This is a genomic window from Vreelandella aquamarina (genome assembly GCF_020075495.1).
Classification (GTDB): Bacteria; Pseudomonadota; Gammaproteobacteria; order Pseudomonadales; family Halomonadaceae; genus Vreelandella; species Vreelandella aquamarina_A.
Genome location: NZ_JABYQT010000006.1, coordinates 187,930 through 202,232, shown reverse-complemented (window position 1 = coordinate 202,232; position 14,303 = coordinate 187,930). Strand labels below are relative to the sequence as shown.

The 14,303-nt window shown below is 53.2% G+C and carries 16 protein-coding genes, 1 pseudogene and 1 riboswitch; of the genes and pseudogenes, 8 read left to right on the top strand and 9 right to left on the bottom strand.

The window, feature by feature from the left end:
• Window positions 1–120: 120 nt before the first annotated feature.
• The 3 genes from HW452_RS11705 to HW452_RS11695 are packed head-to-tail and all read left to right on the top strand — an operon-like array spanning window position 121 to window position 2,516.
• Window positions 121–1,182, top strand: a complete 1,062-nt coding sequence (locus HW452_RS11705; RefSeq protein WP_224106281.1) for an HlyD family secretion protein — start codon at window positions 121–123, stop codon at window positions 1,180–1,182.
• Window positions 1,172–2,233, top strand: a complete 1,062-nt coding sequence (locus tag HW452_RS11700; RefSeq protein ID WP_224106280.1) for a DUF2955 domain-containing protein — start codon at window positions 1,172–1,174, stop codon at window positions 2,231–2,233. Before HW452_RS11705 ends, HW452_RS11700 begins: the two co-directional genes overlap by 11 nt.
• Before the next feature lie 31 nt (window positions 2,234–2,264).
• Entirely contained in the window at window positions 2,265–2,516 is a 252-nt protein-coding gene (locus tag HW452_RS11695) for a CsbD family protein (RefSeq protein WP_425348109.1), read from the top strand.
• 83 nt (window positions 2,517–2,599) lie between these two features.
• Here HW452_RS11695 and HW452_RS11690 read toward each other — a convergent pair whose 3' ends face one another.
• The 3 genes from HW452_RS11690 to HW452_RS11680 form a co-directional block, all read right to left on the bottom strand.
• Window positions 2,600–4,288 (bottom strand): hypothetical protein, encoded by a 1,689-nt coding sequence (locus HW452_RS11690; protein WP_224106279.1) that lies wholly within the window; start codon window positions 4,286–4,288, stop codon window positions 2,600–2,602.
• A gap of 176 nt (window positions 4,289–4,464) precedes the next feature.
• Complete coding sequence (gene tenA, locus HW452_RS11685; RefSeq protein ID WP_224106278.1) at window positions 4,465–5,133, bottom strand: thiaminase II; 669 nt, start codon at window positions 5,131–5,133, stop codon at window positions 4,465–4,467.
• Window positions 5,134–5,219: 86 nt separating this feature from the next.
• Window positions 5,220–5,368, bottom strand: a riboswitch (TPP riboswitch).
• A gap of 69 nt (window positions 5,369–5,437) precedes the next feature.
• Window positions 5,438–5,719: a site-specific integrase gene (locus tag HW452_RS11680; RefSeq protein WP_224106277.1), complete on the bottom strand. Its 282-nt coding sequence runs from the start codon at window positions 5,717–5,719 to the stop codon at window positions 5,438–5,440.
• Between the two features lie 201 nt (window positions 5,720–5,920).
• Here HW452_RS11680 and HW452_RS11675 point away from each other — a divergent pair, with 201 nt between their 5' ends.
• The gene (locus tag HW452_RS11675; RefSeq protein WP_224106276.1) at window positions 5,921–6,973 is read left to right on the top strand and encodes a GmrSD restriction endonuclease domain-containing protein; all 1,053 of its coding nucleotides are present in this window, start codon (window positions 5,921–5,923) and stop codon (window positions 6,971–6,973) included.
• Complete coding sequence (locus tag HW452_RS11670; protein WP_224106275.1) at window positions 6,963–7,562, top strand: HEPN domain-containing protein; 600 nt, start codon at window positions 6,963–6,965, stop codon at window positions 7,560–7,562. Before HW452_RS11675 ends, HW452_RS11670 begins: the two co-directional genes overlap by 11 nt.
• Before the next feature lie 116 nt (window positions 7,563–7,678).
• Here HW452_RS11670 and HW452_RS11665 read toward each other — a convergent pair whose 3' ends face one another.
• The 4 genes from HW452_RS11665 to HW452_RS11650 form a co-directional block, all read right to left on the bottom strand.
• Window positions 7,679–7,933, bottom strand: a complete 255-nt coding sequence (locus tag HW452_RS11665) for a Txe/YoeB family addiction module toxin (RefSeq protein ID WP_224106274.1) — start codon at window positions 7,931–7,933, stop codon at window positions 7,679–7,681.
• Window positions 7,930–8,181 (bottom strand): type II toxin-antitoxin system Phd/YefM family antitoxin, encoded by a 252-nt coding sequence (locus tag HW452_RS11660; RefSeq protein ID WP_224106273.1) that lies wholly within the window; start codon window positions 8,179–8,181, stop codon window positions 7,930–7,932. Before HW452_RS11660 ends, HW452_RS11665 begins: the two co-directional genes overlap by 4 nt.
• A 265-nt stretch (window positions 8,182–8,446) precedes the next feature.
• On the bottom strand, window positions 8,447–9,214 hold the full coding sequence (locus tag HW452_RS11655; protein ID WP_224106272.1) for an SDR family oxidoreductase: 768 nt from the start codon (window positions 9,212–9,214) through the stop codon (window positions 8,447–8,449).
• A 110-nt stretch (window positions 9,215–9,324) separates the two neighbouring features.
• The gene (locus tag HW452_RS11650) at window positions 9,325–9,816 is read right to left on the bottom strand and encodes a TspO/MBR family protein (RefSeq protein ID WP_224106271.1); all 492 of its coding nucleotides are present in this window, start codon (window positions 9,814–9,816) and stop codon (window positions 9,325–9,327) included.
• A gap of 193 nt (window positions 9,817–10,009) precedes the next feature.
• Between HW452_RS11650 and HW452_RS11645 the strand changes: the two genes are divergently transcribed.
• The 3 genes from HW452_RS11645 (at window position 10,010) to HW452_RS11635 (ending at window position 12,450) form a co-directional block, all read left to right on the top strand.
• Complete coding sequence (locus HW452_RS11645; protein WP_224106270.1) at window positions 10,010–10,474, top strand: pyridoxamine 5'-phosphate oxidase family protein; 465 nt, start codon at window positions 10,010–10,012, stop codon at window positions 10,472–10,474.
• A 481-nt stretch (window positions 10,475–10,955) separates the two neighbouring features.
• Complete coding sequence (locus HW452_RS11640) at window positions 10,956–11,732, top strand: hypothetical protein (protein ID WP_224106269.1); 777 nt, start codon at window positions 10,956–10,958, stop codon at window positions 11,730–11,732.
• A 157-nt stretch (window positions 11,733–11,889) separates the two neighbouring features.
• On the top strand, window positions 11,890–12,450 hold the full coding sequence (locus HW452_RS11635) for an NADAR family protein (protein ID WP_224106268.1): 561 nt from the start codon (window positions 11,890–11,892) through the stop codon (window positions 12,448–12,450).
• A 22-nt stretch (window positions 12,451–12,472) separates the two neighbouring features.
• On the opposite strand, the pseudogene HW452_RS11630 reads toward HW452_RS11635, so the two are convergent.
• A pseudogene (locus HW452_RS11630) lies at window positions 12,473–13,479 on the bottom strand (IS3 family transposase).
• Window positions 13,480–13,713: 234 nt separating this feature from the next.
• Window positions 13,714–14,202 carry a TspO/MBR family protein gene (locus HW452_RS11625; protein ID WP_224106267.1) on the bottom strand — a complete coding sequence of 163 codons (489 nt, stop codon included), beginning with the start codon at window positions 14,200–14,202 and terminating at the stop codon, window positions 13,714–13,716.
• Between the last annotated feature and the right edge of the window lie 101 nt (window positions 14,203–14,303).

Genomic DNA, 14,303 nt, shown 5'->3' with positions numbered 1-14,303 from the left:
AAGGCAGCAGGATTATTGTTAGCTTGCTAATTGTTTGTTAGACTAAAGTATTCAATTGCACCCGCGCCAATAATAAGCGCCCGTGGCCTGAGAGCTACGAGAGATAACGAGTGAATCCCCATGTCCCCTGATCAACGCTTTGCCCGCTGGGTAAAAGTAGCGCTGGCCGCTTTTGCCCTTGTGTTTGTCTATTTTCTGGTTGCCGACAGCTTCATGCCCATGACGCCGGAGGCACGGGTAATGCGCCCGGTAGCGCGCATTGCTCCTGAACTTAGTGCGCCAGTCAGCGAGGTGGTGGTTCGCGACCACCAGCAGGTCGCCAAAGGCGACGTGCTGTTTCGCCTCGATGCCGAGCCCTTCGAGATTGCGCTGGCGCAGGCACGGCTTGAGCGTGAGCAGGCTCAGCGCGAAAACACCCGCCTGGAAGCCGAGCTAGCCGCCGCCCGTGCTGTGCTGGCATCGGCCCAGGCCACTGCTGAAGAGCGCGCCGGCGAGCGCCGCCGTGGCGAAGCGCTGATCGGCCGGCAGAGCATTTCTCGTCAACAGTACGATCAGCAGGTAGCGGCAGAGCATACCGCCCAGGCAGAAGTGGCCTCCGCGCGCGCCAAGATCGAAAGCCTGGAAGTACAGCTGGGCGAAGAGGGCGACACCAACCTGCGCCTGCGCCAGGCAGATATCGCCCTGGACAAGGCCCGGCTTGACGTTGCCCGCACTGAGGTACGCGCGCTGGAAGCCGGACAGGTCACCAATCTTCAGCTGCAGGCCGGCGACTACGTGCAGGCCGGCCAGCCGGTGATTGCGCTGGTCAGCCAGCGCGTGGATATCATCGCTGACTTCCGTGAGAAGAGCCTGCGCCACGTGCAGCCGGGCGACGAGGCGGCGGTCGTGTTCGATGCCTGGCCCGGGCATATCTTTGAAGGGCGGGTCAGCGCCTTTGATGCCGGGGTACGCGAAGGCCAGCTGGCTGCCGACGGGCAGCTTGCGGATATTCCCAACTCCGACCGCTGGGTGCGCGATGCCCAGCGCCTGCGCATTCATATCGCCCTTGACGAGCCGCTGCCGACGCCGCCCCCCAGCGGCGCCCGCGCCACGGTGCAACTGCTGCCCGGCGAACACCTGCTGGCCCACCCGTTTGCCTGGCTGCAAACCCACCTGATCAGCTGGCTGCATTATGTTTATTAAGGCCAGGCGTGAGCCGACGGCTCACGCCCACCCGGGGCTGAGCGAAAACGGCCTGCGCCAGTGCCTGCGCGTGGCCGGGGGTGGCACGCTGGGGTTTGTCATCAGCCAGGTGATGGGCTGGAACTACGGCGTCTTCTTTACCGTGTTTCCCATGTTTCTACTTGGCATGGTGCCGATCCTGAATGGCAGCATCATTCGCCAGTTTCTTGCCAACGTCTCGTTCAATGCGCTGGAAGTCAGCCTGGTCGTGGGGCTTTTGAAGCATATGCCGGTGGTGATGACGCTGGTGGTACTCTGCCTGTTCCTGTTGCGTTTCAACCTGATGGCCAAGGGGCCGCTGTTCCTGTTCGGGGCCAACGGAGTGCTGACGCTGAGCATCCTGCTGCATTTCGCAAGCTACCCAAGCGTCGATTTAAGCGACTTGATCACCTCCAACGTCGTGGCAAGCGTGCTGGCCGTGTTCATCGCCATGCTGATGCATACGCTGTTCCCCGACGCGGAGCCGCGCGAGCCTCCGCCAAGAGGCACCAAGCCCCCGGCGCAGATACGCCACGAGACACTGATCGGCGGCATCACTGCCACGCTCTCGTTTATCGTCTTTCAAGTGTTCGATCTGCAGGGCTCGCTCTCAGCCCAGATGGCGACCATTCTGGTGCTGTTTGCCATGGGGTATGCCGGTGCCCGGGTGTCGGCGCGCAAGCGCGCCATCGGCACGCTGCTGGGCTGTAACCTGGCGCTGGTCATGCAGCTTTTACTGTATACCCAGAGCAATCACTTTCTGCTGGTCATCATGCTTTACTGGCTGGGGCTCATGCTGTTTGGCCGCGAACACATCAAGGAAGGCGGCGGCTCGGGCATCGGCTTTGGTGGGCTGACGACGCTGGGTATTCTGTTTGGGCAGTCGCTTGGCCCCAGCCAGGACCTGGTGTACAGCGCGCTTTACCGTTTTTCCTCCATGAGCGTGGCGTTGGTGGCAACGCTTCTAGTCATGGCGTGCCTGCACGCACTGCTAGATAGCTGGGCCCCCACAAAAATTTCTGCCACAAATTGAGGAAACTTTTTTTAAAAAGACTATTCTGATAATGCAGCTGCAAGGGAAAAGACACCACATCGTCACCCGCAGCGTGTTCCCTACTAACGGATTAGAGGTATATGTCATGAGTGGAAACGACGATAAAGCAAAAGGCGCCGCTAACAAGGCCGCAGGTAAAGTCAAGGAAGCCGCTGGCAAGGTAACCGGCAGCGACAAGACAGAAGCCAAGGGCAAAGCCCAGCAAGTAAAAGGCGAAGGCCAGAAAGCGAAAGGCGATGTGAAGAACAGCCTGGATAAGTAAGCTTTCGACCGTAGCGTAACACGTCGACAACAGGGGCCTTCGGGCCCCTGTTTGCGTTTTGTATTCAGCCTACCGGCAATCGATCACTCGTCGGTTACTTCCAGGGAAAAACCGATTTCCAGGCCCGCATCGTCGACCTTGAGCCAATACTCCATCAGCTCGTAGAGATCGCCATAGCGGCGGAACGTCTCGATATCCGTCGCGGAAAACTGCTCGTCCGGCACCACGGTGGCAATGTCGGCAAGGGCGTGGTAGAGGTCCCCGGAAAGATAGGCGTACGCTAGCAGGTCCTGATTCGATTCGCCCGCCTGTAGCCCCTCCTTCACGTGTGAGGGATTCTCGAGGCCCACGCCCACCGCCAGGGCCGACTCTGACATCGCCGCGTAGACGTCCGGCGTTTCCGGCGGCAGCAGGTAGCTTTTGACCCGCTTGGCTTCGCCGCCGGGTACCAGCCCCAGCTCGCCAAGTTCCGGCAAGAAGGCGCTGGCGGTCTGCAACAGGGTCATCGGATTGGGCGAGGCCAGTGTAAGAAGCCCGGTGACGGCGGGCATGCCGCGCTCGGCGTAGAGACTGTCCAGGCGCACGTTGATACCCGAAAACGACGGCGCGATCATCATGGCCATGGGGTTGCTCAACAGGGCGCTTGCGTCATCCCAGGAGTGGTTGAGTGCCTGCAGCTCGTCGCAGCCAAAGGGGTTTTCACGCAGTTGGCGCGAGTAGAGCTGAACGGTTTCCAGCAGTGCCGGCAGGCTCAGGCCAAGCCCCAGGCTCGCCAGGCCGCTCTGCTCGCCAAGCCCTGGTACCGGAGTGACGAGCTGGCGCAGGTTGCCAACGATCTCGTCGTCGGTTTCGATGATGAAGCTGAATTCCGAACGCCCGCTCAGATCGTAGGCACGGGTGCCCATGGCCACGCCAGGCAAACGAGTGGTGATCCGATCAATATCCGCCTGGCAGGAGGAGAGGTCCAGCGGCTCTTCGTCGATGGCTGCTATCAGCGCCCGCGTACCCGCGTGAGTGGGCGAGCCGAGCTCATCGAGCACGCGGGCGGTATGGATCTGGCCCGTGCCGTAGGGTGTGAAACCGTGGCGGCTCTCGATCTCGACAAGCTCGCCGGAATCCTCGAGGCTGTCCTCGGGCAGTGTCTTGCCCATTACCATTGCAAGCAGTTCGTCGCTTGGCTCGCGCGGCACCAGCGCCAATAGCGCCTGCTCGTCGACGATGCTCATGATAACCGCGAGATCGCCCTGCGGGTTCAGCACCCAGTAGTCGAGGCCGTCGGTGGTTGCCATCTGCGGCTGAAGCTCGGCTCTGGTCAGCACCCGTTCGAGGGTTTCACGAAACGCCGCGCCATCCTCGAGTTCGAAACGCAGTACCGGCAGCATGCCAAGGCCGTAAAGGGCGGCTTTCGGCGAAAGATTGAGCCCCCGTTCGTGCAGGTCGTCCAAGGTCTCGACCCCCTGCAGCTCTTCGCCCATGGCGATGATCAGCGACAGAAACGCGCGCTCTTCGTCGGCATCCGACGCTTGGCGCATCTCGCGCATTTTGTCGAGCTCTTCGTCGAGGGCGCCGTCGAAGATCATCGAGCGCTGGTAGAAGTCGAACACGTCCTGCTCCGGCAGCGTTTCCCGCGCGGCCACGAAGTAGGGAGAATCCGCCGGAATGTAATCCAGCATCGAAACGCTCGAAGGCGCTTCGCCATCGTTGCCGCAGCCGCTCAAAAGACCGGCGCTGATCAGCGCAATCGACGCTGCCAGGTAGGTTTTTCTATTCATCACGAAGTCACTTTAGGAAAAGGAGATCCAAAGAATATCTAATTTTGCTGAAAGGCTCTAGCGTAAGCGGTGACTGATCGACGACAGCAGGAGTTCACGAAACGGCACGCGGATATCTGGCCGCGTGCCTTCGGTGTATACCAGCCGCAAACCGGAAAACGCAGCAATGCCGCGCATCAATCGGCCAGATCCAGGCCCATCTGCCAGAAGTCGATCTCCAGGCGGGTGGCATCGCGAAATATCTTGGCAAGCTCTGCAAAGCGCGCAGGGGTGACATCGGCCAGGCGCGTATTCAGCCACTCAAGCTCCGTGCGCATCGCCGCTTGAAACTCCTCGCCTTCGTACATGGCAATCCACGCATCGAACGGGTTATCGCCACCGCGCACCGTCGAACTCTGGGCGTTCAGCCAGTTGGCGATCTCGCCGTAGCCCACCAGGCACGGTGCCAGCGCCACGTGTAAATCGAGCAGATCACCGCGGCTGCCGGTATCCAGCACGTAGCGGGTATAGGCCATCGTCGCCCGAGCTTCAGGGAGCACGGCCAGTTCCTCTTCCGAAATGCCCCACTCGCGACAAAAGCCGATATGCAGCCCAAGCTCCACATCCACGATGGCTTTCATGCCCTCATGGGCCTGGCGCAAATCCGCAAGGGTGGGACTCTTGTAGGCCGCCAACGCGTAGGCGCGGGCGAAGTGGATCAGAAACAGATAATCCTGCTTCAGGTAGTGGCGAAAGGCGTCTTCAGGAAGCGTGGCGCTTCCCAATTGGCGGACGAAATCGTGCTCGATGTAAGCGCGCCAATCATCCTGGCAAGCGGTGGTCAGGTCGGTAAAGCAGTAGCCCATACATCCTCCGGTGGTGATGATCCGAAGGGCAGGCGAGAAGATCGAGGGAGTGGCGCGGAGGAGGCATGAAGTGCATAGAGAGCGAGCCGGCGCCATCGCTTGATCCCTACGCCGGTACCCGCGCTTGTTGAACAAGCGCATTAGCCGGATCAGGTTCAGCGGGACCAGCGCTTGGAAGCTTTAAGCTCGCCCTGCGCCATCTCAGCCGGATTCACCGGCACCCCGTCAAGCAGTTGTCTGGGGGAGTCTAGGGTGGGGCGGGGGGAGATGCAAGTTGCTTTAATAGCCGCACACAAGGAAGCGATTAGCCTAGTGGGCTTCTAATTTTCGCAAACCCATTTCCCAGCACGTGGCGGTAGAGAAAAACGATCGCGTTGAATGTCTGATTCTGTGTGGCGGCTGCCAAGTGCCTTTCTGTCGCCAAATGCTCCAGAAACTGCTTTACCTTCACCCCTGTCATAATGATGGGATGCTGCATGCCCTGAAAATGGATGAAGAAGCGAATCCAATAGCAGTAGGCTTTCTCGGCGCGTAGGCTATAGCGCTTTACCCGCAAGATAGACCTGACTCTGTCCATCAGCTTCATGTGGTTGCGCCATTGCTGTCCTGTTAATGTGTTTTTATACAGTATTGTTGAGAATTGCAAATCATGTCAGCACGCGAAAAGGGGATATTTTGCCAAAATTTGCTTTGCCTTATTTGAGATCAATGCGGTAGATTTGTTCGTAGCCGCTGCATAATCACTGTTATGTATATTGAATTGAAAATTTTAATATAAGGAAGTCAAGTGACTGAAAATATTGAGGATAAAACCCTAAACCTCTATCCGATCGACTACCCATTTGAGACGCTTGTAAACAGGATTCAGTCAACCCCGCCGAAGTTGAAGTTGGATCCAGACTTTCAAAGAAAGTACAAATGGGACAAAGATGGCTGGGTACGATCTTCAAGGTTCATAGAGTCATGCCTCATGAGGATACCTCTCCCATCATGCTATTTCGCAGAAGATGAAGATGGACGCCATATGGTAATTGATGGTGTTCAGCGACTCACAACGATAGCCCGGTTTTTCAATGATGAATTTGCATTGGAGGGTATGACTACCTTCAAAGAATTAGAGGGAAAAAAGTTCTCTGAGTTAGGTGCACTGCAGACAGAGTTAGAAACTACAACGATACGATGCATCATTCTAAGAAAGGAAAATCCAAAGAGCCTTGTTCGGGAAATATTTTCACGACTAAACCAAGGAGCTGTAGAGCTTTCAGATCAAGAAATTCGGCATGCTCTATATCCAGGTACTCTGGATGAGCTTTTGGTTGAGCTCGGGGAAACTCCCTTTATCGCAAGGTTCGGCCTAGCCGAAAACTCTGATGTTAACAGGAATAGTTTAGAATCGGAGGAGCAGGTTCTGCGCTTTTTCGCCTTTTCTGAAGATCCGGAGCTAACTGGTTTTAATACTAATCTCAAAGATTTCTTAGATGACTATATGGAACAAAATTCAGAACTTGATGACGATGCACTAGGTGAATATCGAGAGAGCTTTAATAAGGCTCTTAAAAATTGCATAGAAGTTTTCGGCGACAACGTCTTTACCAATCCTGCAGCAGAAAGAAAAAGGAAGGGACTAGTTCACTATGATCTTTTGATGCCAACCGTAGGGCGATTGGATTTTGAAATTGCGAAAGAAAACAAAGAAAATATAAGAGGTGCCTATTTAACCCTTTGTCAAAGTGACGATTTCAAAAGAACGCTTTCTGGCGGATTACAGAATAGATCATCTATTCTTAGAAGAAAACAGAGCTGGTCAGAGCTTTTGGAGACTGCGATTAATGGAGGATAAAGTTGATGAGCTGTTCGGAAGATATCAAAGCCTATATGACAATTTGTTTGAAATTATAGAGCTATCTGAAGATCGTGTTTTATCTGAAAATCCAGATAATCTTTTCTCAGATAACGTTAACTTTTTCGTAAAGTCATACATGATAAATATTTGTTCATACTTAGAGGCTTACCTTCAAGATTTGGCTTATGAATATGCGAAAGAAATCAATCGCAGAATAAGGATTGCCAGAATTCCTCACAACTTCATTTGTTGGAAAGCATCTAGGGACCCAAAAGATAAGGACCTTGCTTTTGAGAATGCTGATTATCCCTCGAGCAAGAGGGACATCTCTGATGGGCTGTCTGCGAATCCATACAAGACTCTAAAAGCTTATCGGCTTTTAGGAATTGATCTTTCGAAAGAAGATGGATTTAATAAAAATAAGGATTTAATCAATACTGTAGTTAACAAGCGGAATAACATTATTCATCATAATGACAATGCTATAGATGTTTCTTTTTCTGATCTTTCCTCAAATATTAAAGTGTTTAAGTTATATATGGGTGCCATAAGAAACGCCGTATTATTTGCTTCAGGAAATACATAGCCAGCTGCTGTTGTCGGACAGTTTCTCCATCGCTTAGCGGTGGAGAAATTGGCGCAAAGCCGGGCGTTATGCAACCCCGAAATTCAGTGAATAATATGGGTGCTCCCGGCAGCGAATCAATAATAATATCGAAGTTGGGCAATCAGCAGCCAATCAACCGCCACCTTATAAACGATCCGATGTTCGTCGTTGATTCGCCGAGACCAGTAGCCCGCAAAGCCATGCTTGAGCGGTTCGGGTTTTCCCACTCCCTCGAAGGGCTGCCGTTGAATTTCCTTGATCAGCTTGTTGATGCGGCCAAGAATCTTCTTATCGGTTTTCTGCCAGTACAAGTAGTCTTCCCAGGCGTTCTCGGCAAAAACGAGTTTCACTCAAGCAGCTCCTTTTCCTGACCGCCGCCTTGCTCCAGCTCGGCCATGGAGTCCATCAAACGGCGTGCGTTATTGGGTGAACGCAGTAGATAAGCGGTTTCCTGTAGCGCTTCGAAATCTTCAAGCGAAAGCATGACCACCGAAGGCGCTTTGCTACGCGTGATGATGACAGGTGAATGATCCTCGCACACCTGTTCCATGGTCTTGGCCAAGTGGCTTCTGGCGGCGGTATAGCTAATAGCATCCATAATAATACTCCTGTACGTAATATTGTACTGTACGGATTGTCGTACATGGATAGGCGGTAGACAACAACTTTCTACTCACGCGCTTACTTTAACGCCAGTCAGATGCTTTGCTTGGGGCGCTTGATCATTCAACGGCCCGAGTCGACTTATCTCCGGGCTGGTACCGCCCCAACCATCCAAGCGTTATGAGCACGGCAAACTGCACCGCGAGCCCCGCCGATGTCGTATTTCCATCGCCGCCGAAGGTTGCCAGTCAGCAATCGCGTCACGAGTGATAAACCTGACTGCGACCACCATCAATCAAGATATCGGTGGCATTGATAAAGCGTGCTTCGTCGCTGGCGAGAAACAGCGCCGTGTTGGCGACCTCCTCGGCCTCACCGATGCGTCGGCACGGCAGCAGGTCCACCTGGTGTTGGCGTTCGGCTTCGGTTAGTCCGTCCAGCCAGGCCTGAGCGGGCGGCGTGCGAATCAGGCCGGGTGAAATGGAATTGACGCGGATACCGCGCGCCGCATATTCGATGCCCAGTGAGCGGGTCAGGCCGATCAGGCCGTGCTTGGCGACCGGGTACGGGAAGGCGCCGGGGATAATCTTGTGCCCGTGAACCGAGGCGATATTGACGATATGGCCGTACTCGCGGGCCAGCATGCCGGGTAGCGCGGCCTGAATGACTCGCCATGCGCCTTCCAGATTGATCGACAGGCAGCGCCGCCAGGTGGCGTCATCGGTTTCGAGCGGATCTGAGAAAACGTTGACCCCGGCGGCATTGATGACAATATCGATCCGCCCCAAGGCATCGCCGACCTGAGCGACTGCATGATCGATGGCTGTCGCGTCAGCTACATCAGCCTCTAGACCTATCACCGTCGCGCCGTTTTCGCGCTTGAGCCGATTGCATTCCCTGGTCAGCGCATGTCTATCCCGGTCCAGCAGTGCCACGCTCGCGCCTTCGCAAAGAAAGCGTTCGACCGTTGCTAACCCGATTCCGCTGGCTCCGCCGGTAATGAGAGCTGTACGTTGCTTGAGTCTCATGCGTGATAATCCCCCTATTTATAGTTGAAGTGGTCAGTTGGGTGCTTCAGGAAGCTGTGGCCGACCTCTGTTTAGAGATTATTCCGTCCAACGTCACGCTCAGGCGCTCATTACCCGAATACCTGCGGATTGAGCTGCCACACGCTCCAGGTCAGCGCGCAGGCAAGGCTCACCCAGGCGAGATAGGGCACGAGCAAAATGCCCGCCAACCTCTTGAGCCGCCAGAACATCAAGAGCGTCACCAGAATCAATACCCATAGGACCAACGTGGCGATGAAGGAAATGGCGCCCAAATTCCAGACGAAAAACAGCCAGCTCCACAGCGCGTTGAGCGCCAGTTGCACCACGAAGACGGTTAACGCCGGCCGCGCACCGCGCTCGCGCCAGGCAAGCCAGGCGGCGATGCCCATCAGCCCGTAGAGCGTCGTCCACATCGGCCCGAAGAGCCAAGTGGGCGGCGCCCAGGCGGGCTGCTGGAGGCTTTCGTAAAACGCCGCCGCGTTGATGGAGGCCACCGCGCCAATGGCGGCGGCAAGGTAGGCCAGTACCAGCCAGCCGATAAGGCCCAGAATCTGTTTCTTGCGGGAGAGTGTGCACGTCATATGAGTGCCTGCTAAAGTGGAAAAAACGGCTTCAATGGTAATGCAGTGCGAAAAGCTCTGCATGACTACTGCTGGCGTGTAACGTCAGAACTCGTAATATAGTTCTAACAAGGCATTTCAGTGATTAGCTGTCATGCCAAGCAGCATCGATTAGCGGTGCGAGCCGCACACAAACAAGAGACAATACAAGACTATGCTCCGTCTGCTGACTGATGATGTCCAAGAAGCCATGCAAAAAAGCGTGCTCTGTTGGTTGGCCACCTGCGATGAACAGGGCCAGCCGAACGTTTCGCCCAAGGAAATATTCGCGGTGGCAGATGACGAGCACATCGTTATTGCCAATATCGCCTCGCCGCAGTCGGCCCGCAATATCCGGATCAATCCGCAGGTATGTCTGAGCCTTGTGGACGTGTTCGCGCAAAAGGGTTTCAAGATCGTGGGCGAAGCTACCGACATCAGGCGCTCAGCCTCAGAGTATTCGCATTGGGTAAAGCCGCTTGAAGCGATGGCGGGAGAGCGCTACCCGATCCGCAGCGTGTTCGTCGTGTGTGTCACCGAGGTCGCGCCCATCGTTGCCCCGAGTTATCTCCTTTATCCCAATGAAACAACTGAAGAGGCTCAAATCGCGTCTGCGCTCGATACCTATGGCGTTAGGTAGCGCTTAATATAAGGTCCCGTATGATTGAAATAGCTTTTATGCTTTGGCCTCGCAGGCGAGTACCATGTCCAAGTATTTAACTAGTATGCTTGCGTGTATCATTTGTTGGAGTCAGTGTTGAAGAGTCCACAAGTGGACGGCATGTGGGAAAATTCACGGAAGAGCCGTTCCAAAAGCCCTGCTTGAAAGGTGTCTTGGTCAGGCCACTCAAGCTAGCGATTTAACCAAATATACCCAACAGTACGATAACGGCGGCAAAACCTTTATCGTGCAAGTGCAAAATGATCTGAGCACAATGCTTTTGCCATCAAGCGCGGTTCTCGTAATTTGATTCTTTATGCGAATGTAGGTCGTGAATGTGGTTTATGATTTCAAATGGCTGAAATCACAACTTCATGTATACTGAGCGCATACGATGTTTTACTCAAGGAAGCAAAACAACTGATCAAGTCAAGCGAGGAATGTGTAGGTGGAGAAGCATGTGGATGATTCAGCCCAGCAACCTAATAACTATATAGACATGTCGGTGGCGAGGCCGGTCAAGTATGTCACTAAGCCAGTTAATCGGCTACTTTTACGCTCCCTTATTGTATTGCCCTTTCTGCTTGTTATAGGCTTTCCTGCCTACATAATATCTCTGTTGTTTTTTCCATTAGACCTTGCCTTTCTAATTGCAGTGGTAGCTTTTGGTATACCTGTAGGATTGTTTTTTTTCTGGGCAATCTCTTCAATGATACTGGTGTCGCTCTTTGGTGCTACATGTAAGGCTAAAAGTATGGCGATGTTCCTGCTTATGATGGCGATCTGGCCAGTATGCTTTGCTATGTCTTTAGCAGATACACTGCCTATTTTACTGATACCGCATGATTATGCTGTTTACGTTTTCATTTCAATAATCATTGGTGCATATGTTTTTGGTTTTTGGTGGGTGTTTAAAATTCCGGATGATACGGTGAACCCTGTTCCCATCAAGGTTCATGCCCAATCAATATTATTCGTGCTAGTACTTCTTGTGTCTGTTTCAGAGATATTTTACCCCTATCCTGAAACCGTCATCACGGATGTCGCTTTTGATGAGTGCGAAGTAAAAAAGTATCGCTCCAAGCGTTCGGCGCTTACTGAGTCGTCAACGATTTGTCGTGCGAGATTTGAAGAGAATGGTGTTGAGCGAACGTTTTATCTTTCACGCGGAAAAGATGAGGTAATAAGAATTCGCCATGGCCTTGTTAACCATTATCGCTCCAAGGTCTCTGGTTAAATAAAGTATTGCATTCAATGCTCAAACTATCATGCGAAAATGAGTAATAATTCGAACGATATAGCGTTTAAAACGGTTTAGTTCGTTCAAGTGTGGTCTTGTGAATCTATGGTTGGTAGCTATATACTATATAGATAAAATTTAAAGAACAGGTTTTATGATGAGAATTAGAACGATTGAAGCACTTAAAAAGTATGTAAATGGCGGTAATAATATTAAATACTTGTTTTTCTGGGGGCATCAGAGGAAGGGCGCTGAGGTTTCTAAAACCTGCTTTAGTCAATGGTACACATCGGCTTTTGAGACTGATGGCGTGACGTATTTGACCGCCGAACATTTTATGATGGCTGAGAAAGCGAGGTTGTTTAATGACTCTGAGACGCATGAAAAGATTATTCATGCATCTAATCCCGGTAAGGCAAAGGCATTAGGTCGTGAGATCAGAAGCTTTGATGAGTCAGTTTGGATAGAGCACCGATTTGATATCGTAGTTAAAGCCAACTATTTAAAATTTGATCAGAACCATGATCTCAAAACGTTTCTGTTAAACACCGGCGATAGAGTATTGGTTGAAGCAAGCCCCGTTGATAATATTTGGGGCGTAGGCCTGGCCGTTGACCATCCCGATATTGAAAATCCAAACCGATGGAGCGGCCTGAATCTATTGGGATTTGCATTAATGGAGGTGAGAGATATCCTCCGCCATTCAAACGAATGATGAGTGAATCGCCCCGGATATTCTAGACACCCGTTAGGCTCTTAAAGTAACGCCTTTCATACTCCACCGGTGACAAGTTATCACTTGTGCCGTGTCGGCGCGTTGGGTTGTAGAACATTTCAATGTAATTGAACACGTCGCGTCTAGCCGCTTCGCGTGTCGAATACATCTATCGCTTGATTCGCTCTCGCTTGAGGAGTTGAAAGAAGCTTTCAGCAACGGCGTTGTCATAACAGTTACCCGTCGGTTCATGCTGCCCACCAGGTGATTAGCTTTCAAAAAGTTTTGCCAGTCTCCACTGCTAAACTGGCTTCCTTTATCCGAATGCACCATCACCGTTCCTTGTGGCTTGCGTCGCCAGACTGCTGATAACAAAGCATCCAGTACCAACTCAGTGGTACATACGTGACTTCATCGACCAGCCAACCACTTGACGAGAAAACAGGTCGATAACTACCGCTAAGTAAAGCCAGCCTTCGTAAGTGCGGATGTACGTGATGTCCGTCACCCAAGCAATATTTGGCGCTGTTACTTCAAACTGACGGTCTAAATGGTTAGGGGATACAACCGCCGGTTTTCCACCGCCATAGTAGCCAGGGCGTCGTCGATAGCCGGTCTGAGAGCGTAAATCTTCTCTACGCACCAGGCGGACCACTCGGTGCTTACCGCAGGCTTCGCCAGCCTCACGCAAATCCTGGTAGACCTTGCGATAGCCATATACATCCCCGCTTTCAAGCCACGCATGCTTGATCAGTCCCAAAAGGCGCTGATCCTCCCGGTCTCGATTAGACAGAGCTTTTTTGCACCATGCGTAGTAGCCGCTAGGGTGCACGACCATCATGCGGCACAAGTGACATACCGGATATTGGCCCGCATGCTTTTGAATAAAGCGTACCTCAATCGGACTCCCTGGCGAAGTACGCTGTACACGCCTAACCGCTCAGCGACCTCGGCAACGCGATGGCCACGCTCTACCATCTGCTTAACGGCTTCGATTTTGAATTCTTCAGTGTAACGGGGACGGCTCATGGATCCTCCTAGATGCCTTTAGTATAAGGCCTGGAAGTGTCTACGAAACCCGGGGCGATTCAGAGTCATGAACGGTTAGGCGCTATGGCCATGGCTGTGAGTTGCCAGCTTTAGCTTGTTGATAGAGCTGCCCTGATTTTGCCCTCTTTAGTTCTTGACGAGATAGAAGGGAAAGAGGGCTGTTTACCCCTTGTCTAATAACGAGCATATGAATACATCAATACAACTGCGCAATTATCCGAAAACTTGTGGATTCAGCTGCCAGACGCTCCAGGTCAGCGCACAGGCCAGGCTCACCCAGGCCAAGTAAGGCACCAGCAACACCCCGGCCAACACCTTCAGTCGCCAGAACATTCCCAGCGTCACCAGTATCAATACCCACAGCGCCACTGTGCCGATGAATGAAATAGCGCCCAGATTCCAGACAAAGAACAGCCAGCTCCACAGCGCGTTGAGCGCCAGTTGCACCACGAAGACGGTTAACGCCGGCCGCGCACCGCGCTCGCGCCAGGCAAGCCAGGCGGCGATGCCCATCAGCCCGTAGAGCGTCGTCCACATCGGCCCGAACAGCCAAGTGGGCGGCGCCCAGGCGGGCTGCTGAAGGCTTTCGTAAAACGCCGCCGCGTTGATGGAGGCCACCGCGCCAATGGCGGCGGCAAGGTAGGCCAGTACCAGCCAGCCGATAAGGCCTAGAATCTGTTTCTTGCGGGAGAATGTGCGCATGAGGATGCCTGCCGGAGGTAATGGAAACTGTTTCAATGGTAATGCAGCGGCGCAGGCTCGACCATGGGCGACTTTCGTAAGCTCTGAAGGCTTCTCTGTTA